The organism is Parapedobacter defluvii (assembly GCF_014642075.1).
Classification (GTDB): Bacteria; Bacteroidota; Bacteroidia; order Sphingobacteriales; family Sphingobacteriaceae; genus Parapedobacter; species Parapedobacter defluvii.
Map to the genome: position 1 here is coordinate 167869 of NZ_BMIK01000001.1, position 25652 is coordinate 193520.

Genomic DNA, 25652 nt, shown 5'->3' on the forward strand with positions numbered 1-25652 from the left:
TTGTTTTTTTGTTGTCAGCTGCCAGCCGTCAGCTTTCAGCCGATAGCTGGTAGCCCATTAATAATGCACCGTTTCCAATTCTATGAACTTGTTCAATGCATCCAGATACGCATTGGCGGATGCCCGGACGATATCTGTACTGAAACCGTAGCCCATGTAGGATTTATCCTCGTAGATTACACGCATATCCACTTTACTTACGTCGTCGCTGCCGCCGTGGATGGAATGAATATTGAATTCCTTGATAGCTACATGTTTTCCGGTGATTTGCTCGATGGCTTTGATCGTGGCGCTTACCGGCCCATTACCGGTGGCCGTAGCAGTATATTCTTCCCCGTTATAACCCAATTTGATGGTTGCAACGGGGGGTTCCTGATCGCCGGTGGTTACTTGCAGCGAGTTGATGGCAATTCCGTTCCTGAAGCTTTCCTCAGTTTTGTCGCCCATGAGCTGCAACAGGTCGTCGTCTTTGAGTTCCTTTTTCACATCAGCCAGTTCAAGGAACCGTTGGTAAACCTGATCGAGGTCAATGCGGTCGATGGCATAGCCCAAACGCTCCAGGTGGTGCTTGAGCGCATGACGGCCGCTTCGGGCTGTCAATATAATTTCCGATTGGTCAATACCGACATCTTCGGGGTTGATGATTTCGTAGTTTTCACGATGTTTGAGCACACCGTCCTGATGGATGCCTGAGCTGTGGGCAAATGCATTCCGCCCCACAATGGCTTTGTTCGGCTGTACCGGCATGCGCATCATGCGGCTTACTGTCGTACTGAGCGGGTACAGTTGTTTTGTGTTGATCTGCGTGTGTAGGCCAAGTGATTGATGCGTTTTCAATGCCATGACTACCTCTTCCAAAGAAGTATTACCAGCCCGTTCGCCGATGCCGTTGATGGTACATTCTACCTGCCGGGCACCGTTTTGCAGACCAGCGAGACTGTTGGCCGTTGCCAGCCCCAGGTCGTTGTGGCAATGCACCGAAATGATGGCTTGGTCAATGTTTTTAACGTTATCTTTCAGATACTTTATCTTGGCACCGTATTGTTCGGGTAGGCAGTACCCGTTGGTGTCAGGTATGTTAACCACGGTTGCACCGGCAGCAATAACCGCCTCGATCATCCGGGCCAGGTATTCGTTGTCTGCTCTTCCTGCATCTTCTGCATAAAACTCGACATCCTCTACAAAGGTTTTGGCATATTTAACCGCTTCCACTGCGCGTTCCAGAATGGCTTCCCGCGTGCTGTTGAACTTGTATTGGATGTGCATGTCGGATGAGCCAATACCGGTGTGGATACGCGGTTTCTTAGCATATTTCAGGGCTTCGGCAGCCCGGTCGATATCCCCTTTGATAGACCGTGTGAGTGCACAGACGATGGGATTTTTGACCAACTTGGAGATTTCTACGACACTGTTGAAATCCCCGGGGCTTGAAATCGGAAATCCTGCTTCAATCACATCCACGCCCAACGCTTCCAACGCTTCGGCGATGATGAGTTTCTCAGGAGTGGTCAATTGCGAGCCCGGCACCTGCTCTCCATCCCGGAGGGTGGTGTCAAAAACGTATATGCGGTTTGGATCGTGCAACATTGCTTTGTGGGTTAAGAACCATGCTCCAATAAGGAGCATGGTCTGGTGATACCAATCAAATTTTATACCTCTGAGGGCTGGTTTTCAGGACGAAGGCTTCTTACGGCCGCTCCTGCCTGCCACATTTCACTCTCACGTAATTCTTTTAGTTCTTCTTCTAGCTTCACCCGGTAATCCGGCTGGCTGTTGCTGTCAATCGAGCGTTGAGACTCCTTGCCTGTGGCAACGCTATCGTAAAGTTCTTTGAATACCGGTGCCGTAGCGTCGCGGAATTTCTTCCACCAGTCAAGCGCACCCCGCTGAGCGGTCGTCGAACAGTTGGCATACATCCAATCCATTCCGTTTTCGGCCACCAAAGGCATCAAGGATTGAGTGAGCTCTTCCACCGTTTCGTTAAACGCTTCGGAAGGAGAGTGCCCTTGGTCACGAAGTACCTGGTATTGTGCTGCGAAGATTCCCTGGATGGCGCCCATCAAGGTGCCACGTTCGCCTGTTAGGTCAGAGTATACCTCGCGTTTAAAGTCGGTCTCAAACAAGTAGCCACTTCCTACGGCAATACCCAGTGCAATCACCCGGTCACGTGCTTTGCCTGTAGCATCCTGGAAGATCGCAAAGCTTGAGTTCAATCCGCGGCCCTCTAGGAACATGCGGCGCAGCGAAGTACCCGAGCCTTTGGGAGCTACGAGGAATACGTCAACGTCTGCTGGCGGAACAATACCCGTTTGCTCATTGAAAGTGATTCCGAATCCATGTGAAAAATACAGCGCCTTGCCGGCAGTCAGGTGCTTTTTCACCGTCGGCCATAACGCAATCTGTGCGGCGTCACTTAGCAAATAACAGATAATGGTTCCTTTTTCAAGTGCTTCTTCGATTTCGAACAGCGTCTCGCCCGGTACCCAGCCGTCTGCTACAGCCTTATCCCAAGTTTTGGAGTCCTTCCGTTGGCCAACGATGACGTTGATGCCGTTATCTTTTTGGTTCAGCGCCTGTCCCGGGCCTTGCACCCCGTATCCGATCACCGCTACGGTTTCGTTTTTTAATACTTCCTGAGCCTTTTCCAAAGGGAATTCCTCGCGGGTTACCACGTCTTCTACGACTCCACCAAAATTGATTTTTGCCATTTTCTGCTTTTTGTTTTTACTTATTTAATTTGTTGATTTTATATAGCAAGCATTTTTGGAAAATGCTATGCTAAGTTACGATTATTTTTTGTTTCCTTCCAATGCCCGCCGGATCGCCATGGCATACCCCAAATGGAGATTGTCATGGGCCAACGTCGCCGTAATCACTTTTTCAATGGTGTCCATTTCCAGTCCGTATGTCGAAGTGGCAAAAGGGGTGATGGATACAAACACGCCATTTCTATAATCCTGTTCAATCACGTCGATGGTGTTCCGTGCTTGCGTCTTAAGGGCATTGATTTCTGCTCCGCCTATCCAATGTTCCGGTTTTGTGCCTTTTCCATAAGATTCGACAAACGGTATCTGCCGATCGGCCTGTACCCCGGTTCGCCGGTAGCACAATCCCGGAGTGCTCACCACAATATGTCCGAAATTCCATGCGATGTTGTTTCGAAAACCAGCGGGGATGGTGTTAATGGCATCCAAGCTCAGCCCTTCTACCAATTGCGCAAATAAATTTCTGGTTTGCCTGATATATTCAAATATTAAATCCGTCATGCCCTCCTGTCGACAAATTACATGGTGAACACCTTATCCTGTTTATTGAGGTAACGATTTTCGACCACCTCTTCCGCAGGTTCCTGTTCCTCAAATTCTTTTAGTTTTTTATGGAATCCTTCACTGTCTTTGATAATGGCAATCCGGGCACTTCGTACAAACTCGATCAGGTTATATTCTGCCAGTGCTTCCGTAAGTGCATCGATTTCCTCCCGGTGTCCAGCCGTCTCAAATACGGTATAGTCGTTCCGGATCACCACGGCACTTGCCCCGTACTGGCGCAGCAGCCTTTCCACAGGGGCTTTTTCAGTAACGATGTCCGTAGGTACCTTATACAGGGCTTGTTCCTGCCAGATGACCTCGTCGTTGGTATTATAGTACGCCTTTAATACCTCCACCTGCTTCTCAATCTGGCGGCATAGCTTGCGTACTACATCTTCGGTCTCGTGGATCACGATCGTAAAGCGATGGATGCCTTCGGCCTCTGAAGGGGAAGTGTTGAGGCTTTCGATGTTAATCTTCCGCCGCGAAAAAATGATAGAAATCCGTCCGATCATCCCGATGGAATTTTCCGTATAAAGGGTGATGGTATATTCCTGCTTTTCCATGTTATTAAGTCAAAAGTTAAAATTAAAAAGCCATAAAATTACTTCAACCTTATCTCGGCAACACTGCTTCCCTGCGGAACCATCGGAAACACGTTGTTTTCCTTACCCACCATTACCTCAAGCAGGTAGGAACCGTCGTGTGCAATCATGTCGCTCAATGCTTGTTCCAAATCTTTGCGTTCGCGGACGCTTTTTCCGGGTATACCGTATCCTTTGGCAACCGTCACGAAATCGGGACTGGCAATGTTGACAAACGAATACCGTCTGTCGTGGAAAAGCTGCTGCCATTGGCGCACCATGCCTAAAAATTCGTTGTTGAGGATCAGAATCTTCACTTTGGCTCCAAACTGCATAATTGTTCCAAGTTCCTGGATGGTCATCTGAATCCCTCCATCCCCAATGATGGCTACAACCGTCCGGTCCGGTGTGCCGTACCAGGCGCCGATGGCGGCGGGAAGCCCGAATCCCATGGTGCCCAAGCCGCCCGATGTAACGTTGCTCTTTGACCGGTTAAACTTGGCGTAACGGCAGGCAACCATCTGGTGCTGGCCGACGTCCGTCACGATGACGGCCTCACCGTGCGTGAGCTCGTTTAATATCCTGATTACTTCACCCATTGTCATGATCTCTGATGTAGGGTTCAGTTCATCGTGGATAACTTCCTTGATTTCCGCTTGTTCCAATTCCCGGAAACGCCCCAGCCATTCCGCATGGTTGCGGGCATCTACCAGTCCGGTAAGGAGCGGAAGCGTTTCTTTACAATCGCCCCAAACGGGAACCGTGGTTTTTACGTTTTTATCAATTTCGGCGGGGTCGATATCGAGGTGAATAACCTTGGCCTGTTTGGCATATTTATCCAACCTACCCGTTACCCGGTCATCGAAGCGCATGCCGATTGCAATGAGCACATCGCATTCATTGGTCAGCACATTTGGAGCGTAGTTGCCATGCATACCCAGCATTCCGACATGTAAGGGATGGCCGGTTTCCAAGGCGCTTAACCCCATTACGGTAGCGGCGGCGGGAATTCCGGCTTTTTCAATGAATGCTTTGAACTCAGCTTCGGCCCGGCCCAGGATGACGCCCTGGCCGAATAAAACAAACGGGCGTTGCGCTTCGTTAATCAATGCGGCCGCTTGTTCGACATATTCCCTGCGTACAATGGGTTTGGGGCGGTAGCTACGGATGTGGTTGCATACCTTGTATCCTTCGTAGTCAAATAACTGCAGTTGTGCATTCTTGGTAATATCAATAAGTACGGGGCCCGGTCTGCCCGTGCGTGCTATGTGGAATGCTTTGGCCAAAGCCGAGGGAATCTCACAGGCATCTGTGACCTGGTAGTTCCATTTGGTTACCGGAGCAGTGATGTTGATCACATCGGTTTCCTGGAATGCATCGGTTCCCAATAGGTGGGCAAATACCTGACCGGTAACGCAGACGATGGGATTGCTGTCAATCATTGCATCGGCCAGTCCTGTCACTAAGTTGGTCGCACCTGGACCGCTGGTGGCAAATACCACACCTACACGGCCGGAAGTACGTGCATAGCCCTGAGCCGCATGGATACCGCCCTGTTCATGCCGCACAAGGACATGTTTCAGTCTGTCGTTGTAATCGTACAATGCGTCGTAAATGGGCATGATGGCTCCTCCGGGATAACCGAATAGGATATCCACACCTTCTGCCAATAGCGCTTCTAACACGGCTTGTGAGCCGCTTAACTGGATAGTTTCTGCCTCTTTTTGGGGTGCGTCCTTGGTGATTTCCAACGTATTCATAGCCTTTTTATTTTAGTTGTCGGCTTTCAGCAATTGGCTGTCAGCTTTTTACTTTTGACGTTTGATTTTTTACTTTTTACTTACTCAACATTCATCGGTAACGCAGCCCGAAGCCGCGTCGGCTACGGTTCTTGCATATTTGTAAAGTACACCTTTGTTTACCTTCAGCGCAGGTTTCTGCCAGGCTGCCCGGCGTTGTGCGATCACTTCATCGGATACAAGTAACGAAATGGTATTATTCACTGCATCAATGACAATGGTATCCTCGTCTTCCACCAGTCCGATCAATCCGCCTTCGTAAGACTCGGGTGTGATGTGTCCTACGACGAATCCATGTGTTCCGCCGCTGAAACGACCGTCTGTGATGAGCGCAACGCTTTTTCCCAGTCCTGCACCGATAATGGCCGAAGTGGGTTTCAGCATTTCGGGCATACCCGGTGCACCCTTGGGGCCTTCGTTTTTAATAACCACCACGTCACCGCGTTTAACGCGACCCGAAGCGAGCCCCGCAATCAGGTCCTTTTCGCCGTCGAATACACGGGCGGGGCCTTCAAACCGCTCTCCCTCCTTGCCGGAGATTTTAGCTACACTGCCCTTTTCGGCCAGGTTTCCATAAAGAATCTGGAGATGCCCATTGGGCTTGATGGGATTGTCCAATGTCTGGACGATCGGCTGATCGATTTCATTGATCGGCGTTACGTCCGAAAGATTTTCAGCAAGTGTCTGTCCGGTTACCGTCAAGCAATCGCCGTGGAGAAGCCCCTCGTTAAGCAGGTACTTCATTACTGCGGGAACACCGCCATACTGATGCAGGTCCTGCATCAGGTATTTGCCGCTGGGCTTGAAGTCGGCCAGCACAGGTGTCTGATCGCTCATGCGTTGGAAATCATCCTGCGTGACTTCCACGCCCACGCTTTTGCCGATCGCGATAAAATGCAGCACCGCATTGGTACTGCCGCCGAGCACAATGATTACGCGCAGCGCATTTTCAAAAGCTTTCCGGGTCATGATATCCGAAGGCTTGATGTCACGCTCCAACAAAATGCGGATGTATTTTCCAGCTTCTTTGCATTCCTTGCGTTTTTCCGGACTTACTGCGGGATAGGAAGATGAATAGGGAAGGCTCATACCCAATGCCTCGATGGCGGCCGCCATGGTATTGGCCGTATACATGCCGCCACAGGCTCCGGCGCCCGGACAGCTGTTTTTGACAATGCCGATAAAGTCTTCTTCCGAGAGATTTCCGGCAATCTTTTGTCCAAGTGCTTCAAAGGAAGAAATGATATTGAGATCCTGACCTTTGTAGTGCCCCGGGGCGATGGTGCCTCCGTAAACCATAATGGAAGGCCTGTTTAACCGGGCCATAGCCATGATGGATCCCGGCATGTTTTTGTCGCATCCCGGAATGGCAATCAAGCCGTCGTAATATTGGCCGCCGCAAATGGCCTCGATGCTGTCGGCAATGATGTCGCGGCTCACGAGCGAATAACGCATACCATCCGTACCATTACTCATGCCGTCACTTACGCCAATGGTATTAAAAACGAGACCGACCAGGTTATGATCCCACACTCCTTCTTTCACAACCTTTGCGAGGTCATTCAGGTGCATGTTACACGTATTGCCGTCATACCCCATACTGGCAATACCCACCTGTGCTTTTTGCATGTCATCATCGGTCAATCCGATTCCGTATAACATCGCCTGGGCAGCGGGTTGCGTCTTGTCTTGTGTTAATACCTTACTGTACTTGTTCAGTTCTGTTGTTTGTTCAGTTAGCATGATTATATGATTACTTCATAATTTTCTTTTTCCAGGGTCAGATTTTTATAAGCCCGTTGTATCGTAGCACCCAAGGTATCGCTCCATGCTTCTGGGAAAACAGCATCGTCCACCGAGGCAATGCCTACGATGCCGGTAGCCGTACCGGAAAGGAATGCACTGTCTGCTGCCAGGAAGTCTTCCGGAGTAAGCTTTTTCTCGATGACATCGATGTTCAATACATTGGCAATCTCCAACACGGTTTGCCGGGTGATACCCGGGAAAATAGCACCAAGTGCCGGCGTATATAGTGCCGCATCCTTTTCAATGAACAGATTGTTGCTGGACGCTTGCGCAACGTATCCGTCACTGTCAAGCAGGATGGCTTCATCAAACCCCCGTTGAGTGGCTTCGTTCGTCGCCAAGATCGATGCTACATATTGGCCGGAAATCTTTGCCTCCGCAGGTAAGGAATTGGGATTCGGCCGCTGGTAAGGCGATATCGATACCCGGATGAGATCCGTGCCTAGGAAAGGCCCCCATTCCCAGGCGGTGATGACAATATTGGAATCTTTTGCCGGTGTCAAGTACATATTCTGGCCGGTGGTAACCAAAGGCCTGATGTAAGCGCTCCGTAAATTGTTTTTTCCAAGAAGTTCGTACGTATGTTCAACCAGCAGGTTGGTTTTCCACGGAAAGGGGATACCCACAAGTTCGCACGAACGACGAAGACGATCGTAATGTTGCTCCGCACGGAATATCCGGGTGCCATTGTGTGTGTTATATGCCCGGATACCTTCAATGGCCGAATAACCATAATGCAACGATTGGCCAAATAAGTCAACTTCGGTACGGTCCGCTTTAACGAACGTTCCGTTGAAATATACCCACGTATTTTTACTGAAATATTTCATATCCGTTAACCCATAAATTTAGCAAAATTACGTCTAATGACGCACCTGGATTTCCCTCCCAAAGTTACCATAGGTTATTGTCTCTTTTAGACTTTATTAAGGTAGGATGTTTATTTATTACTGGCAATAGGCAAAAGGAGTTTTTTCAAATAAGAATATTATTTCAAATATATAATATATATAGAATTTTATTCTTATTTTATTATTTTATTCCAAATAAAGTAATGTTGTAATTATACCAAAACCAATTTTGGTATTCAGTATGATTTTTGGGTGGTAGGTATAAACGCATTAAATTCTGCGTAAAATGGGATGGATTAACAATAAAGCTGAAAAAAAAGACCTCTCGGCACCCGGGTGCCGAGAGGTCTTTTAATTTTAATTTTTATCCCGAGCAGCTTCTCTTTCGGGACTTACTGCGTTTAGCTTTTTAATTTTCAATAATCCCCTCGGCAAGCACCGTAATTTCATTGTGGACAACTTCCACAACGCCTCCGATAATCCGGATAATTTCTTCGCTTTTGCCGGTCCGGATTATCACCTTCCCGTCCTCCAGTGTAGACACGATGGGAGCATGATCTTTCAGTACTTCAAAAGATCCTGCCGAGCCGGGTACAGTCACCGAAGTGACTTCACCGCTATATACAGGCTTGTCTGGAGTAATAATTGTGAGCTTCATTTCGTACTTCTAACTTCGTACCTCTAACCTCGTACTTATTGTTTAAACTGCTTCTGCCAATAGTTTCTTACCTTTCTCGATGGCATCTTCGATGGTGCCTACCAGGTTAAAAGCAGCTTCGGGGTACTCATCCACTTCACCGTCGATGATCATGTTGAACCCTTTGATGGTATCCTTGATGTCTACCAATACACCCTTAAGACCGGTAAATTGTTCGGCAACGTGGAAAGGTTGTGACAGGAAGCGTTGCACACGGCGGGCGCGGCTAACGACCAGTTTGTCTTCTTCCGAGAGTTCATCCATACCCAAAATGGCAATGATGTCCTGCAGTTCTTTGTAGCGCTGTAAAATCTCTTTTACACGTTGAGCCGTATTGTAATGCTCGTCACCCAAAACAGTGGGACTCAAAATCCGTGAGGTAGAATCAAGGGGATCCACAGCCGGGTAAATACCCAACTCGGCGATTTTACGTGAAAGTACGGTGGTTGCATCCAGGTGGGCAAAAGTGGTTGCCGGCGCCGGGTCCGTCAAGTCATCGGCAGGTACATATACCGCTTGTACGGATGTGATGGAACCGCGTTTTGTGGAGGTGATACGTTCTTGCATAAGACCCATTTCGGTTGCCAACGTAGGCTGGTATCCCACCGCCGAAGGCATCCGGCCCAATAGCGCCGATACTTCGGAACCTGCTTGCGTAAAGCGGAAAATGTTGTCAATAAAGAAGAGGATATCACGACCGGCTCCTTCGCCGTCGCCATCACGGAAATACTCAGCAATGGTCAACCCCGAGAGCGCAACACGGGCGCGCGCACCCGGAGGCTCATTCATCTGGCCGAATACAAACGTAGCTTTGGAGTCTTTCAGTTCTTCCGAATTCACTTTGTCGAGTGGCCATTCTCCTTTTTCCATGCCCTCCATGAATTCCTCGCCATATTTAATAATTCCGGACTCCAGCATTTCACGGAGAAGGTCATTCCCCTCGCGGGTACGCTCGCCCACTCCTGCAAATACCGAAAGGCCAGAATATGCCTTCGCAATGTTGTTGATCAGTTCCTGGATCAATACGGTTTTTCCTACACCGGCACCGCCAAAGAGCCCGATCTTACCTCCCTTGGCATATGGCTCCAATAAGTCGATCACCTTGATACCTGTAAAGAGGACCTCGGTTTCGGTCGAAAGGTCCTCAAACTTAGGCGGTGTATTGTGAATGCTGCGGCCATTGGATTTTTCAAGTTCAGTGATGCCGTCTATGGCATCGCCTACCACGTTGAATACACGTCCTTTGATTCCTTCGCCAACCGGCATCTTGATGGGGGCACCCGTATCAACGACCTTCATGCCGCGTGTCAGACCTTCCGTGCCATCCATCGCAATGGTACGTACACGCTCTTCTCCTAAATGTTGCTGGACTTCTAAAACAATCCGTTGACCATTTTCCTTTTCGATTTCCAACGCATCGTAAATCTTGGGAAGTTTGGCGTTTTCGGAGAAACTAACATCGACCACAGGACCGATGATTTGGGCTATTTTTCCAATATTGGACATATTATCTGGAACTAAAATTTTATAAACCAATATAATAAAGGCAAAGTACAGGCCTTAATTTTGGACTGCAAAAATACGTTTAAAAGAATTAAAAGCAAATTTAAATGTAAAGAATTGTTGGATAGCTTACGCTTACCTTATATGTACGGAATCTGCCTCTCCCGATCGGCCATTCACTACTTGCGGTCCGCGCCTTGCCTCGCGATCATCCATCCCGGATAGATGGACGCTGGTTTGCTGACCTCATCCAAACGGGCGAGTTCATCCGCAGAGAGTTTGCTAGCTACCGCTTTCAGGTTATCTTCCAATTGGTCATTTCGTTTGGCACCGATAATGACGGAAGTGACCGATGGTTGGTGCAATAACCAGGAGAGCGCTACCTGTGGTATGGTAATCCCTTTACTTGTTGCAATCTCGCGCATAATCTCGATGACATCAAATGCTTTTTCTTTGTCCACAGGTGGAAAATCAAAGTTAATTCTTCTACCGTCCTCCGGGGCCGTGTGCCGCCCGTATTTACCGCTGAGTAATCCTCCTGCCAGTGGGCTCCAGACCATCAACCCTAACTGCTGGTCTGCTAGCAACGGGACGATCTCGTGTTCGATGTCGCGTCCGGCAATGGTATAATAGGCTTGTAAGGATACGAATTTGGCAAGATGTTCCCTGGCCGATATTCCCAATGCTTTCATGATCTGCCAGGCGGCAAGGTTGCTGCATCCGATATAGCGTACCTTGCCCGATTGGACCAGGTTATCCAGGGCCGACAGGGTCTCTTCCAGAGGCGTCAGTGCATCATATCCATGGATCTGGTACAGGTCGATGTAATCCGTGTTCAACCGTTTTAGGCTTTCGTCAGCCTGCTGAAGGATGTGTTTACGGGACAGGCCAATTTGATTCGGACCATCTCCCATCTTTCCCCTTACCTTGGTGGCGAGGACAAGGTCATCGCGATGAAGGCCGAGATTGCGGATGGATTGGCCGGTCAGTTGTTCACTGAGTCCTTCACTGTATACGTTGGCGGTATCAATGAAATTGATTCCTGCGTCAACGGATTTTTTTACGAGCAGGTCCACCTCTTCCTGAGGTAGTGTACCGAAAGAAGTCCACATGCCTTTGCCACCGAAGGTCATGGTGCCAAGACACAATTCGGATACTTTTAAACCCGTATTTCCTAATAAGTTATATTTCATGTTTTCTTCTTTTTTTAATACTGTGTTTGTTTACTATTACGTTAGATGGCGGCGCTTGTCAGTGGGTAGGTTTACTGATCATTCGCCGGGCAACGGATGAAGGTTTGGAACTGGAAGACAAATATACAACACTGCGCAACTCAAAAGCGTTAAGCAAACGTAAAATTTTGGTTTGGGATCTGTGTTAGGGATAATAGCGGCCGATGTGTTCAACAATGGCCTTGCGAAGTGCAAGCGGCTCAATCATGCCCATCTGCCGGTAAACAATTTCCCCGCCCGGGGCGATCAGGATGGTATATGGCAATGCCCCCTGCCATTCCTCGTCCACAGCCTCCATGAGATCATATTTGTTCTCATCGCCGAAATGCAGGTTCCGGTTACTGGCATATTTTTGTTGCAGAAAGGTCCGCACGTTATCTGCCGCTGATTTGGCATCCAGGGAAACCGTCACAAAGTCGAACTCACGGTTCCGGTACATTTTGTCAGTTTCTACTAGCGCGGAAAATTCTGCTACACAGGGCCCGCACCAGGTAGCCCAGAAATTGACCAGGCGGTATTTTCCGGAATTATTTCCGAGCAACGATTTCAGGGTGTCCAGGTTTGCCTCTTCAAGTGTCACGGGTTCTTTTCCCCATTCTTCCACTTCGTGATTTTTCCAATCCGTTTTTGATTTCCACTTTACGGAACATCCGAAAGTACGCGTCGTGGGGGTTGTTACTGCCTTACCCGCCAATAATTCATCTACCGCATTTTTCAGGTCGGATGTTTTTGCCCTGCCGATGTGTTCGTCATCATCGATGCGGCCTACATAACGCAAAATGCGTTGTGCATCAAATACGAACGTATGCGGGGTGGTAACAGGGCCATATTGCATCGAAACCTGCTGCGTTTCGCCATCGTAGAGGTAAGGGAAGTTGTAGCCCTTGTCCTTATACCGGATTTTCATTTCTTCAAAACTGTCACTCAGGTCGGTATATCCCAATTCATCCAATCGGATGGCAGCGTCTGAATTCGGGCTGATGGCCACAACCTGTACACCTTTGGGTTGATAGGCTGCTGTAAACGCAATAATCCGGTCTTCATAAGCCTGTGCGGTAGGGCAATGATTGCAGGTAAAGATAATAACCAGCAATTTGGCATCTTTGAAGCTATCCAGGGTATACATCCTGTCATCCACTCCCTTCAGGTTGAAGTCAGGTGCTTTTGAGCCGATCGCTAACGGCTTTGGGTCCTCCGCGTGAATCGGATGAATCAGCGCCTGAAACAGGAAGAGTAATAGAACCCCTTTTTTAAATGGCCTCATAGTTGCCTCCTTTTTTACCCCAGCCGCTTGTTCAGCTCGTCTTGTAGTTGCCGTTTGAGTTTCTGTTCTTTTTCCATGGCTTTCTTCCGGTGCTGGTCGAATTCCTCCTGAAGCTCTTCAATGGCCTTTTTGGTGTCGTTGGTTACCACATGGCTTTGGTTATACCGATAAATATAAAACGTCAAAGCAATAGCCAGTAAGAGGACAAGGCCCCACATAATCAAGCTATAGGTGCTTTTTTGTAAAGAAATCCCTAAGAATGAAAAACTATCTTTTTCCCGTTGTACAATCTGCAAATCATTCCTGGCCTGGGAAAGCGAGTCCGTCATTGCGTCCACTGCGGCCTGCTGGCCGTTCTCTTTAGCCTTTAAATCGGTGATTTGTTTGGTCAGTGCTTTGATGGTATCCGACACATTTTTTCGGATTTGTTCAAGATTTGCCTGGCGAACATGCTCAATGCCATCCTGGGTTTTCGAAATCGCATAGAGATAAATGAATTGGCTGTCAATCGTTCCACTTGTAAGAGACCCTTTGGGAGGTTCCCGTTTTGACGTGGTTTGTCCGAAAACATTTCCCAATGAAATTAACGCAACCAGCATGGCTGGGAATGCAATGTTTCTCATGTTCGTTAGCTGTTTCAAATTAAGTTTTTAAAATTTAAAACACGATATTACGGGATTTATTGTTTAAAAGGAAATCCAATAACGAGAAAATTGAGAAAAGTAGGTATGAAAGGAAAAAAACATGACAGCACATAACAGTTCGTTTTTTCATCTTTTCTATCTTGCGCCGTTTTAATTAACCAATTGCCGTATTAGTATGCAAGTAATAGCAGGAGTAATTTTCCATTTCATTGGAGGCTTTGCCTCGGGAAGTTTTTATGTTCCTTATAAGAAGGTCAAAGGCTGGGCCTGGGAAACGTTTTGGATTGTCGGGGGCATTTTTTCCTGGCTCATCGTACCGCCCCTTGCCGCGTACCTGACCATTCCCGGTTTTGCCGATATTATCCGGCAGGCAGATAGCAGCACACTCGGTTATTCGTACCTGTTTGGTCTGTTATGGGGAGTGGGCGGACTCACGTATGGGTTGGGAGTCCGGTACCTTGGCGTATCGTTGGGAAGCAGTATTATCCTAGGTTTAACGATGGTTTTTGGATCGCTGGTTCCCTCCATATTTTATTATTTTAATGGGACGGAAGGCAAGGAAACCATTGATTTGTTTTTCTCAACAGCTTCGGGACGGACGGTTTTGTTGGGCCTCCTGGTTTGTATTGTGGGCATTTACCTGTGTGGACGGGCGGGTGTATTGAAAGAGCGTGAGCTTGTGGGTGGGGCCGCCGACGCCAGTGGAAACAAAGATTATAAATTTGGAATCGGGTTGCTGGTGGGGATTATTTCGGGCATCCTAAGTGCCTGCTTTAATTTTGGGTTGGAGGCAGGAAAACCGATGGCCAACGTGGCCAACGATTTGTGGAAAGCCGCCAATCCGGGAGAGGGAGAATTTTTGTATCAGAACAACGTGACATATGTAGTGGTGCTTTGGGGTGGGCTTACTACCAACTTTTTATGGTGTATGTTTCTGAATGCGCGCAATCGGACATTTGGCGATTACGTAAATTCCAAAGTTCCCATTGCACGCAATATCCTGTTCTGTGCATTGGCCGGAACCACCTGGTACCTGCAGTTTTTCTTTTACGGAATGGGCGAAAGTCGTTTGGGTAATGGAGCCAGTTCCTGGATTCTGCACATGGCGTTCATTATTTTGATTGCCAACGCCTGGGGTGTGATCCTGAAAGAATGGAAGGGTGTCAGTAAAAAAACATATATCACAATTATCAGTGGAATCGCGGTTATTATCCTGTCAATCCTGCTCGTAGGTTTTGCCAGAACATTGTCGTAAACCGATCACCGATTACTGGTCACCGATCACCGAGAAAACCGAATAAACAAATTAATAAAAAAATAATAAAAAAGATGTCTGAAATCATTGGAAAAGAATCGTTTAAGCATGTCAGCTATTTGTGGGACCATGCTAAAGCTGCTGAACTAGCAGGAGATGAAGTGGCGTTGTTGCTTTATCGATCCAACCTGTTGGGAGCGGATTTGCGTCTTACCAATTACGGGGGAGGTAACACCTCGTGCAAGGCGATCGCCAAAGACCCCCTTACTGGGCTCGATACCGAAGTTATGTGGATTAAGGGTTCAGGAGGAGATATAGGCACACTTACACGTAGCGGATTGGCGGCGCTGTATGTAGACCGTTTACGGAGCTTGGAACGCGTATACCGTGGGATTGAGCACGAAGATGAAATGGTCGAATTGTTCAACCATTGTATTTATGATCTGGCGTCAAAGGCGCCGTCCATTGATACACCCTTACATGGATTCCTACCCTTTAAGCATATCGACCATTTACACCCAGACGCAGCAATCGCCATTGCGGCGGCAAAGGATGGGAAGCGCATCACACAGGAGTTGTTCAATGGGCAAATCGGTTGGGTAGAATGGCAGCGGCCGGGATTTGACCTGGGGTTGAAGCTACGGGAATGCCTGAACGAAAACCCGGGGATAAAAGGCATTATGCTGGGATCCCATGGGTTGTTTACATGGGGAGACACCGCGTATGAAAGCTATGTGAATACGCTGACCGTCATCGAGCAGTGTGCCGAATACTTGGAAGCAAATTACGGCAAAAAGCGGCCGGTATTTGGAGGAGCTAAAATCGCGGATGTACCAGCGGAACAACGTAAACAACAGGCGGTGGCTTTGGCTCCATTGCTGCGTGGATTCTGTTCTTCCGAACGGCATATGGTGGGACATTTCACGGATGACGCCCGCGTACTGGAATTTGCCAACTCAAACGACCTCGACCGCTTAGCTCCTTTGGGCACCAGCTGCCCCGACCATTTCCTGCGTACCAAAATCAGTCCCTTGGTGTTGGAATTGGCACCGGATGCAGATCTGTCCGATACCGAGGCATTGAAAGCAACCTTGGCTCCGGCCTTTGAAAGCTACCGTGCGATGTATCGGGAGTACTACGAAACCTGCAAGCATCCCAATAGCCCGGCTATGCGTGATCCGAATCCGGTTATTATCCTTTACCCGGGTATCGGGATGTTCTCGTTCTCCAAAGACAAGCAGACAGCGCGCGTGGCAGCTGAATTTTATATCAACGCAATCAACGTCATGAAAGGTGCTGAGGCGATATCGGAATACACTTCACTGCCCCGGCAAGAAGCATTTGATATCGAATATTGGCTGTTGGAAGAAGCTAAGTTGCAACGCATGCCGAAACCCAAGCCGCTGTCGGGCAAAATTGCGCTGGTCACGGGTAGTGCAGGAGGTATCGGAAAGGCCATTGCAAAGAAATTCGTGCAGGAAGGTGCCGTCGTCATCCTTAACGACCTCAATGCGGAGAGACTCGAAGGGGCTGCCGAAGAGTTCAGAGCCGCTTTTGGGAAAGATGCCTACACCACAGCTCAACTGGACGTAACCAATGCGGAGCAGATCCGGCAGGCATTTGATACGGCCTCTTTGGCCTTTGGTGGGGTGGATATCGTGGTCAATAATGCCGGCTTATCGATTTCTAAATCCATCGAAGATCATACCCAAAAAGATTGGGACCTATTGTATGATGTATTGGTAAAAGGGCAGTTTTTGGTGACACAGGCTGCCGTACATGTGCTGAAAAAGCAAGCCGTTGGCGGCGATATTGTTAACATTGTCAGCAAAAATGCGCTGGTCAGTGGTCCCAACAATGCCGGATATGGTTCGGCCAAAGCTGCGCAGCTCCATCTAAGCCGGTTGAATGCAGCCGAATTGGGTGCTGACAAAATCCGTGTGAACGTTGTGAACCCCGATGCGGTCATTAGTGAAAGCAATATATGGGCAGGCGGCTGGGCCGAAGGACGTGCCAAAGCGTATGGTATTACGGTAGAAGAACTGCCGGCATACTATGCGAAGCGTACCCTGCTCGGTGAAATCATTTTGCCCGAAGATATCGCCAATGCCTGCTTCGCGCAAGTAGGTGGATTACTGAAAAAATCCACCGGAAATGTGCTGAATGTGGATGGCGGAGTCGCCATGGCATTCGTCCGGTAAATATCCTTTATTAGCAGAATTGTCAATTAGATCGGCCCACGTGGCACTTAATTGGCAATTCTATTTATCTTTGACTAAGTACACCCGTTATGAATATCGATAAAAATCAGATAGCAGAACATAATCAGCAACTTGAGGCAGTTCAAAATCGCAGGTTCAATCAGTTGGCAGAAGACCTGCCCAATGCGGAAACCATTGTGCAAAAGCTGGTTGATTTCCAGGTAGCCATACCCAGCTGGGCATTGGGTACCGGAGGCACACGTTTTGGTCGGTTTTCCGGAGGGGGAGAACCCCGTAACCTGGAGGAAAAAATTGCCGACATCGGTTTGCTGCACGCGCTCAATCGGTCAAGTGGAGCCATATCCCTGCACATTCCGTGGGACATTCCAGAAGATTATGCGGCGATACGTACCCTGGCCAGCCAGTATGACCTAAGTTTTGACGCGATGAATTCCAATACGTTCCAGGATCAGCAGGGACAGGCGCTCAGCTATAAGTTCGGTTCCATGCAACACGTAGACAAGGCAGTGCGTAAACAAGCGGTTGATCACAATATCGACGTAATTAAACACGGTATTGAACTGGGATCTAAATCACTTACGGTATGGTTGGCCGACGGATCGAGCTTCCCGGGGCAGCTGAATTTCCGCCGTGCTTTCCAAAATACGTTAGAAAGCTTGCAGGAAGTATATGCCGCCCTTCCGGAAGATTGGAAGATTTTTGTGGAATACAAGGCATTTGAGCCCAACTTTTATTCTACCACGGTAGGCGATTGGGGGCAGTCGTTGCTATACGCCAGCAAACTGGGCGATAAGGCGTATACATTGGTTGATCTTGGCCATCACCTGCCGAATGCCAACATTGAACAGATTGTATCCCTCCTCCTGATGGAAGGAAAACTCGGCGGATTCCATTTCAACGATTCCAAATACGGCGATGACGATCTGACCACCGGCAGTATTAAGCCTTATCAGTTGTTTTTGATTTTCAGCGAATTGGTAGAAGGAATGGATAACCGGGGTATGGACCATACGAAAGACTTGGGCTGGATGATCGATGCATCCCACAACCTCAAAGACCCACTTGAAGATTTATTGCAATCGGTAGAAGCGATTCTGATAGCTTATGCTCAAGCACTGCTGGTCGATCGGGCGGCACTGACGGAAGCGCAGTCTGCCAACGACGTCGTGCGTGCGCAGGAAATATTGCAGCATGCTTTCCGCACCGATGTACGCCCACTCGTCGCAGAGGCCCGTAAAAGGACCGGCGCAGCATTGAATCCTGTTCAACTTTTTAGGGAGTTGGGCGTGCGTAGCCAGTTGATTAAGGAGCGGGGTGCCAAAACGGTAGCTACCGGGTTATAAGTTGATTTGAAAATGCGAACACCAGTCATAGCGATATTTGATGTAGGCAAGACCAATAAGAAACTGTTCCTGTTTAATGAACAGTATAAAATAGTTTTTGAAAGGTCCGCCCGGTTTACCGAAACCGTGGATGAGGATGGCGATCCGTGTGAGAACCTGGAGAGCCTGCGTCTCTCAGTTTTCGATTCGTTGCACGAAGTGTTCCGGAAATCCGAGTTTGAGGTACGGGCCATCAATTTTGCAGCATATGGCGCCAGTTTGGTGTATGTGGATGAAGACGGTAAACCGCTGGCTCCTTTGTATAACTACCTCAAACCTTATCCCGAAGCACTGCAGCGTAAGTTTTATGACACATACGGTGGTGAAGATACAGTGGCCTTCGTCACCGCGTCGCCGGTTTTGGGTAGCCTCAATTCGGGAATGCAACTGTACCGTACCAAGTACGAAAAACCAGCGCTGTTTGAACGTATTCACTATGCCTTGCATTTGCCCCAATACCTGAGTTTCCTGGTGTCTGGACAAATGTATTCGGATATGACGAGCATCGGCTGTCATACCCATCTGTGGGATTTCTCCAAAAACGATTACCACGAATGGGTGTACCAAGAAGGCATCATTGATAAGTTAGCTCCGATAGCGCTGGGAGATCAGGTATTGCCCGCCTCGTTTCCTGGCAACGGATACGGGGTAGGTGTAGGCTTGCACGATAGTTCGGCAGCATTGATCCCCTATCTGGTTTCCTTTCATGAACCTTTTGTCTTGATTTCAACAGGTACTTGGTGTATCAGCCTCAATCCGTTTAACCATACACCACTGACCAAGGAAGAGCTGGAGTCTGATTGCCTTTGTTATATGCACTATCAGGGAACTCCTGTGAAGGCATCCCGGCTTTTTGCGGGTTACGAACACGAGCAGCAGGTGAAGCGGATTGCGGAGCATTTCGGGCAACTCTCCAGCAGGTACCGCAACTTGGGCTATAGCCGGAACATTGTAGCCAAGCTGCGTGAGGAAAAAAATGGCCCCAAACCCATTGGCGGCAAGGTGTCTGCTTTCGCACAACGCAATCTGTCGGATTACCGCACATACGACGAAGCATACCACCGTCTGATTATGGATCTGGTCGATCTCCAACAGATCGCTACCCAACGGGTCATTAAAGGCTCTTCAGTAAAGCGTATCTTTGTAGATGGCGGATTTAGCAAGAATACAATTTACATGAATCTGCTTGCGGATGCCTTCCCGGAAATGGAGGTATTTGCGGCCTCAATGGCGCAAGCTACGGCGGTGGGCGCAGCATTGGCTATTCACTCGGCGTGGAACAATCGGCCACTGCCCAATGATCTGATCGAATTGCGGTTTTATGCACATAATCCATAAAAAAATTAAATAAATGAACCCTGATTTACTGAAATACAATCCTCAATATCCGTCGGTACAGGATCTAAAAAAAAAGGCCAAACGGCGTATTCCGAAATTTGCATTTGACTACCTAGAAGGAGGATGCAACGACGAATTGAACCTCCTGCGTAATGAAGCGGATTTCAGGGATATCCAGCTCATGCCAAGGTACTTGAGAAAGCACAATGGAGTCGATATGCAGACGGAGCTCTTTGGCCATGTTTACGATGCGCCGTTCGGCATATCGCCCATCGGGCTACAGGGATTAATGTGGCCGAATGCGCCGCTTATTTTGGCAGAAGCGGCACGGAAGCATAATGTTCCATACATACTGAGTACCGTGTCTACTGCGAGTATTGAAGAAATTGCAGCAGTTGCCGGATCACAGTTCTGGTTTCAGTTGTATCACCCAACCGAGAATAGACTACGCGACGACATCCTCCGGCGATTGGAAACCGTAGGTTGTCCGGTGCTGGTCGTCCTGGTGGATGTTCCGTCGTTTGGCTTGCGTTACCGCGAAATCAAAGCTGGCTTGTCCATGCCACCGAAAATTACGATTAATAATTTTATCCAGGCAGCCGTACGGCCCGCATGGTCCATCGAATTCCTGAAAACCGGGATGCCCACCTTTGCAACATTGAAGCCTTACATGGGAAAAGATTTGGACATCAAGCAGCTCGGTAAGTTTATGAATGCCACATTTACCGGACGGGTAGATTCGGACAAAGTAAAGGCGATCCGGGATCTTTGGAAAGGTAAACTGGTCGTCAAAGGTGTGGTTAGCGATGAAGACATGGAAGAAAGTATCCGCATCGGTGCCGATGGGGTTATTGTGTCCAACCATGGCGGTCGGCAGATTGATGCCGGTGAGTCCACCATCAAACCATTGAAAGGCCTCACGGATAAGTACGGCGACAAAATAACCATCATGATTGACAGTGGGCTGCGTTCAGGCCCCGATATCGGCCGTTCACTGGCCTGCGGCGCTAAATTTACGTTCATGGGCCGTCCGTTTATGTACGGGGTATCCGCATTGGGTAAGCAAGGTGGCGATCATACGATTGCGTTAATGAAGGCGCAATTGAAACAGGTGATGGAGCAGGTCTGTTGTGAAAAAGTAACGGATTTTCCGGGGACGTTGATCAATCAATAAAATAACTGTTTTCTTTGCATAGCCTACTTACAGACTTGAATATGAATTCGTATTCTTTTAATAAAACGCTTTTTTTTGTATTTAAAAGCTAATATTAAGCCTTTTAGCAACTTTATTTTCTAAAATATTTGCTACTCTGAAGCTTTGTTTTTATTTTTGAATACGAATTCAGAAATGAGTAATCCGAAAACAGAGAAAAGAAACTTTACGTCGCATGATGTGGCTGAGCTGGCCGGGGTTTCCCAGGCTACCGTATCACGCGTATTTGCAGGCAATACAAAGGTGTCTGAAAAAAAACGTAAACGGATTATGGAAGCTGCTCAGAAACTGAATTATCGGCCGAATGCGCATGCGCGAAGCCTGATTACCCGAAGGAGCATGTTGATCGGTATCGTCATGCGGACAATCCGTAATCCTTTTTACTCTGCCGTACTCGAAATTTTTCACGATCGCTTTTCCAAGCTGGGCTATCATTTGATTTTCATTAATTCGGAAAATGAAAACGTCGAAGAGTGGGAAATTCATAAACTATTGGAGTATAATGTCGCTGGGGTAATTATCTCGGATGCACTGCTCACACAAGAAGCGGAAGATCGGTTTAGGGAAAATGGAATTGCGGTTGTGCTATTTAACCGGTATACGGAAAATTCGGAAAATAGTGTGGTGTTTTGCGATAATTACTTGTCTGCAAAACAGATAGCTACCTATTTGGTAAAAACGGGGCATCGTAATTTTGCATATATATCAGGTCCTTCCCACACGTCAATTACCATGGACCGCTTGCGTGGTTTCAGGGAAGTACTAGATGGAAGAGGAATAAGCAATCTTCATATAGAATCGGGTGACTATACGTATGAGAGTGGCTTTGAGCTGGCTCAGGAATTGATGACTAAAAATAAGGATATCGACTGCATTTTTGGGGGAAATGATATCATCGCCCTCGGTGTAATGGATGCGGTGAGGATGTTAGGGTTTGAGGTTCCAAATGATGTCTCGATCATTGGCTTTGATAATATCCGGATGACCAATTGGGCATCCTATAATCTCACAACGTGGGAGCAACCCCTTGAAGGCATGGTGGATAATACCGTGGCCATTCTGCTTGATGAGATAAATGGAAAGGAAAGCAGGTCAAAAATGCTGGTGATGAAAGGTCGACTGGTTATCCGGAATACGGTGAAAAGTAGAAAATAGTATAATTTTAAATTTTTCAATTGTGAATACGTATTCTTTGTATATTAACTTTTTGAATTAAAAGACCGCTTTTATTTTTTTAATACAATGAATACGTATTCATTATTAATTAACTAATGAAAATATGATTTAGATGTTTATTAACTGACTGATTAATTAATTTTTAACCATTATGAATGTTTTTCTTAAAATCAAAAGATTAAGGCCAGCAGTGGACTTCTTATCGCTGGGGAAGTCGCTTGCACGCCTTATCCACAGGCGCCGATTACTGACGTTTGCATGTTGTTGTGCGGCGGTATTATTTGTAGCTGGTCATGCAAACGGCAGTGGAGGCAAAAACTGGCAAACCCTACAACAGTCTTTTGTAGTAAGGGGCTTGGTAACCGACAAGGCAGGAAGTCCATTGGCTGATGCTTCCGTTCGGGTTTTACCGTCGTCACGGGAAGTGAAGACAGATATCGAGGGGAAATTTTTGGTGGAAGCCGATAGTAAACAGGATTCGCTGATTATCAGTTTTGTGGGGTATATAACCTATGCACTTGTTATCGGTGATCAGCGGGATTTCGTTATCCAATTGGAAATCGATGAAGAACAGCAGAAGCTGGATGAGGTGGTCGTGGTTGGATTCGGGACACAGAAGAAAACAACCATGGTCGGTGCGGTTTCATCTGTTTCGGTCGGCGAAATCAGGAAGGTTTCTACGCCTTCGCTGAGTAACACAATCGGTGGAAAAATCGCAGGTGTAATTACGAGGCAAGCGTCCGGCGAACCGGGTTATGATGCGGCCAGTGTGTATATACGCGGTATTGCCTCAATCAGCGGAGGCAGGAACCCCCTTGTTATCGTAGATGGCGTGGAACGCGAACTCCAAACCTATTGGAATACCATAAACATTGAAGAAATAGCTGATTTCACTGTATTGAAAGACGCTACTGCAACAGCCGTATACGGAAATAGGGGAGCAAACGGCGTCATTGTGATCACGACAAAACGCGGTGCGGTTGGCAAACCGAGGGTGACGTTCCGGTCTGAATTTGCTACGGTATCGCCTTTAAGGGTGCCCAAGGTTATTGATGCATACGAGTATGCTTCGTTACACAACGAGGCGCTGGCCAATATTGGAGAGGCGCCGAGGTATACCTCAGAAGAACTGAACAAGTTTAAAGATGGTTCAGACCCTTATATCTATCCAAATGTAGATTGGTATGATGTCGTACTGAAAAAAAATACAAAACAGACCATCAATAACCTGGGGGTTTCGGGAGGCACGGAATACGTAAAATACTATGTGAACCTGGGTTATACACTTCAGGAGGGAATCTACAATGAGAGCTCGCTGAATAACTTCAAAACAAACGCACTCTTAAACAGGTATCAATTCAGGTCTAACGTCGATATGCAGCTCGCCCCTGATTTCACGCTGAATCTGGGACTGTCAGGCATTGTATCAGGGACGAATTATCCGGGGGTTGGTACCCAATCGGCATTCGCAATCATGGAATTGGTGACTCCACTGATGTACCCGCTGACTAATCCGGATGGTTCTGCGCCCGGTGCCATTGGCGTGGACGGTGCGGTCAACCCATATACCTTGCTTACCCAAATGGGTTATACCAAGCAATTTTATAATACGCTCGTAAGTAACCTGAATTTTAAATGGGATCTGTCTTCGTGGCTCCCCGGCTTGGCGGTCAGGGGGTTGGTTGCGTATGACGTAGTTGATATTACACAGAATATCCGGACAAAATCCCCCGAGACGTACCATTATACACGAGACGTTGCAACAGGGGAAGATATCTATACGCTTGTGAGTTCGGAATCGGCGTTGGGTTATGGCCTGGCAAATGAGAATTATAAGACCCTGTACGGTGATTTGAGCATCACCTACGATAAAGCCATAGGCGCCCATAGCCTCTCGGCGCTTCTTTTGGGGAATAAACGAGAATTCACCAATGTCAACGCGGGAAGTTCGATAGCGAATCTCCCGGAACGGAGGCAGGGACTCGTCGGCCGACTGACCTATAACTATGATATGCGGTACCTGTTGGAATTGAATGCGGGATACAATGGTTCTGAGAATTTCCCCAAAGGCAAGCAGTATGGGCTTTTCCCCTCTGTAGGAGCTGGGTGGGTCGTTTCCAATGAACATTTCTGGAATAAAAGTATCGTAAATATGCTCAAACTGAGGGCTTCATACGGTTTGGTGGGCAATGACCAGATTGGTGGGGGTAGGTTCCTGTTTTTATCTTCTTACAACAAATCTGCAGCGGGTTACGTCTATGGGTTGAACCAAAACAACAGTATAGGTGGGAAGAGCGAAGGGAGTGTAGGAAACCTGAATGTGACCTGGGAAAAAGCTTATAAGTCAAATGTCGGCGCTGATATTGAACTGTTTAATTCGGCAGTAAGTTTTCAAGGGGATTATTTTTATGAATTGAGAAAAGACCAGTTGTTAAGGCGATCATCGGTGCCTTGGTATTCCGGTTATCCTACCGGCGTGATTCCCTACGGAAACATCGGAACTACATCGAATTGGGGGGTAGAAGGTAGTCTACAGGTAAGGAAAACCACGGGTTCTGGCTTTTATTACTCGTTTCTTGGAAATTTCACGTATACCAAAAATAAGGTCATCGAAAACGATGTCCCGTACATTTATGAACACCAAAATCCGAGGGGTCACGCCATTGGGGCTTCGTCAGGCTATATCGCCACCGGTTTCTTCCGTGACGAAGCAGATATTGCCAACAGTCCATCTCAGTCCATTTTCGGAACGTACGGACCCGGAGACATCAAATATCAGGACCTCAATGAAAATGGCCGGATAGATCTTGAGGACATCACCTTTTTTGGTGAATATGGACCTGAACCGTTGGTGATGTATGGATTTGGGACCACCTTGGCATGGAAGGGTTTTGATGCGTCTGTCTTTTTTACCGGGGCTGCCAATCGTGATTTCTTTTACGGTGCTGGATGGCCGATGCGCCCATTCTTTGCAGGAGTTGGCAAGTATAATGTTTTACGCGAATATTACGACAACAGGTGGGTGCCTGGGGAAAACAATGCAGATGCCATTTATCCGGCAATCAGGGCGGCGAGCGAGAACAATTACATCTCTTCAAGCCTATGGCGTAAAAATGGAAATTACCTGCGCATAAAAAATGCGGAAGTAGGATACACCTTTGATTCCCATATCACTTCAAGGGTGGGTGTTTCTAACCTGAGGTTGTTTGTCCAGGGAACCAACCTGCATACGTGGGACCATATCAAAGCGATTGATCCTGAATCCAATTACGGTACGGGTGCACACCCAATTTCCAGGAACATTAATTTTGGTATTAACGTCATTTTTTAACTATTTATTAGCTAAGGATTATGAAAAGATCTAACTATAAAGCCATA

Annotated in this window: 19 protein-coding genes; 7 read left to right on the forward strand and 12 right to left on the reverse strand. The window is 47.7% G+C overall.

The annotated features are described in order from the left end of the window. Nucleotides 1-57 precede the first annotated feature (57 nt). From IEX60_RS00595 to IEX60_RS00650, 12 genes are all read right to left on the reverse strand, one after another. Nucleotides 58-1587 carry a 2-isopropylmalate synthase gene (locus IEX60_RS00595; RefSeq protein WP_188746343.1) on the reverse strand — a complete coding sequence of 510 codons (1530 nt, stop codon included), beginning with the start codon at nucleotides 1585-1587 and terminating at the stop codon, nucleotides 58-60. Between the two features lie 62 nt (nucleotides 1588-1649). Then, nucleotides 1650-2708, reverse strand: a complete 1059-nt coding sequence (ilvC, locus tag IEX60_RS00600) for a ketol-acid reductoisomerase (RefSeq protein WP_188746345.1) — start codon at nucleotides 2706-2708, stop codon at nucleotides 1650-1652. An 81-nt stretch (nucleotides 2709-2789) separates the two neighbouring features. Then, nucleotides 2790-3266, reverse strand: a complete 477-nt coding sequence (locus IEX60_RS00605) for a DinB family protein (protein WP_188746347.1) — start codon at nucleotides 3264-3266, stop codon at nucleotides 2790-2792. Nucleotides 3267-3283: 17 nt separating this feature from the next. Continuing rightward, entirely contained in the window at nucleotides 3284-3874 is a 591-nt protein-coding gene (gene ilvN / locus IEX60_RS00610) for an acetolactate synthase small subunit (RefSeq protein ID WP_188746349.1), read from the reverse strand. A 38-nt stretch (nucleotides 3875-3912) separates the two neighbouring features. After that, nucleotides 3913-5652, reverse strand: coding sequence for a biosynthetic-type acetolactate synthase large subunit (gene ilvB / locus IEX60_RS00615; protein WP_188746351.1), 1740 nt, complete (start codon nucleotides 5650-5652; stop codon nucleotides 3913-3915). Nucleotides 5653-5736: 84 nt separating this feature from the next. Next, nucleotides 5737-7434 carry a dihydroxy-acid dehydratase gene (gene ilvD, locus IEX60_RS00620; RefSeq protein ID WP_188746354.1) on the reverse strand — a complete coding sequence of 566 codons (1698 nt, stop codon included), beginning with the start codon at nucleotides 7432-7434 and terminating at the stop codon, nucleotides 5737-5739. A 2-nt stretch (nucleotides 7435-7436) separates the two neighbouring features. Then, nucleotides 7437-8327: a branched-chain-amino-acid transaminase gene (gene ilvE / locus IEX60_RS00625; RefSeq protein ID WP_188746356.1), complete on the reverse strand. Its 891-nt coding sequence runs from the start codon at nucleotides 8325-8327 to the stop codon at nucleotides 7437-7439. 430 nt (nucleotides 8328-8757) lie between these two features. Next, entirely contained in the window at nucleotides 8758-9006 is a 249-nt protein-coding gene (atpC, locus tag IEX60_RS00630; protein ID WP_188746358.1) for an ATP synthase F1 subunit epsilon, read from the reverse strand. 42 nt (nucleotides 9007-9048) lie between these two features. Continuing rightward, nucleotides 9049-10551 (reverse strand): F0F1 ATP synthase subunit beta, encoded by a 1503-nt coding sequence (gene atpD / locus IEX60_RS00635; RefSeq protein WP_188746360.1) that lies wholly within the window; start codon nucleotides 10549-10551, stop codon nucleotides 9049-9051. Nucleotides 10552-10727: 176 nt separating this feature from the next. Continuing rightward, entirely contained in the window at nucleotides 10728-11741 is a 1014-nt protein-coding gene (locus tag IEX60_RS00640) for an aldo/keto reductase (RefSeq protein WP_188746362.1), read from the reverse strand. A 184-nt stretch (nucleotides 11742-11925) separates the two neighbouring features. Next, on the reverse strand, nucleotides 11926-13044 hold the full coding sequence (locus IEX60_RS00645) for a redoxin family protein (protein WP_188746365.1): 1119 nt from the start codon (nucleotides 13042-13044) through the stop codon (nucleotides 11926-11928). Nucleotides 13045-13058: 14 nt separating this feature from the next. After that, nucleotides 13059-13667 (reverse strand): hypothetical protein, encoded by a 609-nt coding sequence (locus IEX60_RS00650; RefSeq protein ID WP_188746366.1) that lies wholly within the window; start codon nucleotides 13665-13667, stop codon nucleotides 13059-13061. A 196-nt stretch (nucleotides 13668-13863) separates the two neighbouring features. Between IEX60_RS00650 and rhaT the strand changes: the two genes are divergently transcribed. The 7 genes from rhaT to IEX60_RS00685 all read left to right on the forward strand — a co-directional run bounded on the left by rhaT (nucleotide 13864) and on the right by IEX60_RS00685 (nucleotide 25605). Next, complete coding sequence (gene rhaT, locus IEX60_RS00655) at nucleotides 13864-14943, forward strand: L-rhamnose/proton symporter RhaT (RefSeq protein ID WP_188746368.1); 1080 nt, start codon at nucleotides 13864-13866, stop codon at nucleotides 14941-14943. A gap of 74 nt (nucleotides 14944-15017) precedes the next feature. Then, nucleotides 15018-17144: a bifunctional aldolase/short-chain dehydrogenase gene (locus IEX60_RS00660; protein ID WP_188746370.1), complete on the forward strand. Its 2127-nt coding sequence runs from the start codon at nucleotides 15018-15020 to the stop codon at nucleotides 17142-17144. Between the two features lie 89 nt (nucleotides 17145-17233). Further along, nucleotides 17234-18508: a sugar isomerase gene (locus IEX60_RS00665; protein ID WP_188746372.1), complete on the forward strand. Its 1275-nt coding sequence runs from the start codon at nucleotides 17234-17236 to the stop codon at nucleotides 18506-18508. 12 nt (nucleotides 18509-18520) lie between these two features. Next, nucleotides 18521-19885, forward strand: coding sequence for an FGGY-family carbohydrate kinase (locus tag IEX60_RS00670; RefSeq protein ID WP_188746374.1), 1365 nt, complete (start codon nucleotides 18521-18523; stop codon nucleotides 19883-19885). Between the two features lie 13 nt (nucleotides 19886-19898). Then, a complete protein-coding gene (locus IEX60_RS00675; RefSeq protein ID WP_188746376.1) occupies nucleotides 19899-21059 on the forward strand; it encodes an alpha-hydroxy acid oxidase in 1161 nt (386 codons plus the stop codon). A 174-nt stretch (nucleotides 21060-21233) separates the two neighbouring features. Beyond that, entirely contained in the window at nucleotides 21234-22253 is a 1020-nt protein-coding gene (locus IEX60_RS00680) for a LacI family DNA-binding transcriptional regulator (protein ID WP_188746378.1), read from the forward strand. Nucleotides 22254-22425: 172 nt separating this feature from the next. Continuing rightward, the gene (locus IEX60_RS00685; RefSeq protein ID WP_188746380.1) at nucleotides 22426-25605 is read left to right on the forward strand and encodes a SusC/RagA family TonB-linked outer membrane protein; all 3180 of its coding nucleotides are present in this window, start codon (nucleotides 22426-22428) and stop codon (nucleotides 25603-25605) included. Nucleotides 25606-25652 lie beyond the last annotated feature (47 nt).

Excerpts from the sequence above, each read along its gene's own strand:
- ilvD (WP_188746354.1), bottom strand. The coding sequence starts at position 7,434 with ATGCTAACTGAACAAACAACAGAACTGAACAAGTACAGTAAGGTATTA.
- atpD (WP_188746360.1), bottom strand. The coding sequence starts at position 10,551 with ATGTCCAATATTGGAAAAATAGCCCAAATCATCGGTCCTGTGGTCGAT.
- ilvB (WP_188746351.1), bottom strand. The coding sequence starts at position 5,652 with ATGAATACGTTGGAAATCACCAAGGACGCACCCCAAAAAGAGGCAGAA.
- IEX60_RS00685 (WP_188746380.1), top strand. The coding sequence starts at position 22,426 with ATGAATGTTTTTCTTAAAATCAAAAGATTAAGGCCAGCAGTGGACTTC.
- IEX60_RS00645 (WP_188746365.1), bottom strand. The coding sequence starts at position 13,044 with ATGAGGCCATTTAAAAAAGGGGTTCTATTACTCTTCCTGTTTCAGGCG.
- IEX60_RS00650 (WP_188746366.1), bottom strand. The coding sequence starts at position 13,667 with ATGAGAAACATTGCATTCCCAGCCATGCTGGTTGCGTTAATTTCATTG.
- IEX60_RS00665 (WP_188746372.1), top strand. The coding sequence starts at position 17,234 with ATGAATATCGATAAAAATCAGATAGCAGAACATAATCAGCAACTTGAG.
- IEX60_RS00605 (WP_188746347.1), bottom strand. The coding sequence starts at position 3,266 with ATGACGGATTTAATATTTGAATATATCAGGCAAACCAGAAATTTATTT.
- ilvN (WP_188746349.1), bottom strand. The coding sequence starts at position 3,874 with ATGGAAAAGCAGGAATATACCATCACCCTTTATACGGAAAATTCCATC.
- IEX60_RS00670 (WP_188746374.1), top strand. The coding sequence starts at position 18,521 with ATGCGAACACCAGTCATAGCGATATTTGATGTAGGCAAGACCAATAAG.
- atpC (WP_188746358.1), bottom strand. The coding sequence starts at position 9,006 with ATGAAGCTCACAATTATTACTCCAGACAAGCCTGTATATAGCGGTGAA.
- ilvE (WP_188746356.1), bottom strand. The coding sequence starts at position 8,327 with ATGAAATATTTCAGTAAAAATACGTGGGTATATTTCAACGGAACGTTC.
- IEX60_RS00680 (WP_188746378.1), top strand. The coding sequence starts at position 21,234 with ATGAGTAATCCGAAAACAGAGAAAAGAAACTTTACGTCGCATGATGTG.
- IEX60_RS00595 (WP_188746343.1), bottom strand. The coding sequence starts at position 1,587 with ATGTTGCACGATCCAAACCGCATATACGTTTTTGACACCACCCTCCGG.
- IEX60_RS00675 (WP_188746376.1), top strand. The coding sequence starts at position 19,899 with ATGAACCCTGATTTACTGAAATACAATCCTCAATATCCGTCGGTACAG.
- IEX60_RS00660 (WP_188746370.1), top strand. The coding sequence starts at position 15,018 with ATGTCTGAAATCATTGGAAAAGAATCGTTTAAGCATGTCAGCTATTTG.
- ilvC (WP_188746345.1), bottom strand. The coding sequence starts at position 2,708 with ATGGCAAAAATCAATTTTGGTGGAGTCGTAGAAGACGTGGTAACCCGC.
- IEX60_RS00640 (WP_188746362.1), bottom strand. The coding sequence starts at position 11,741 with ATGAAATATAACTTATTAGGAAATACGGGTTTAAAAGTATCCGAATTG.
- rhaT (WP_188746368.1), top strand. The coding sequence starts at position 13,864 with ATGCAAGTAATAGCAGGAGTAATTTTCCATTTCATTGGAGGCTTTGCC.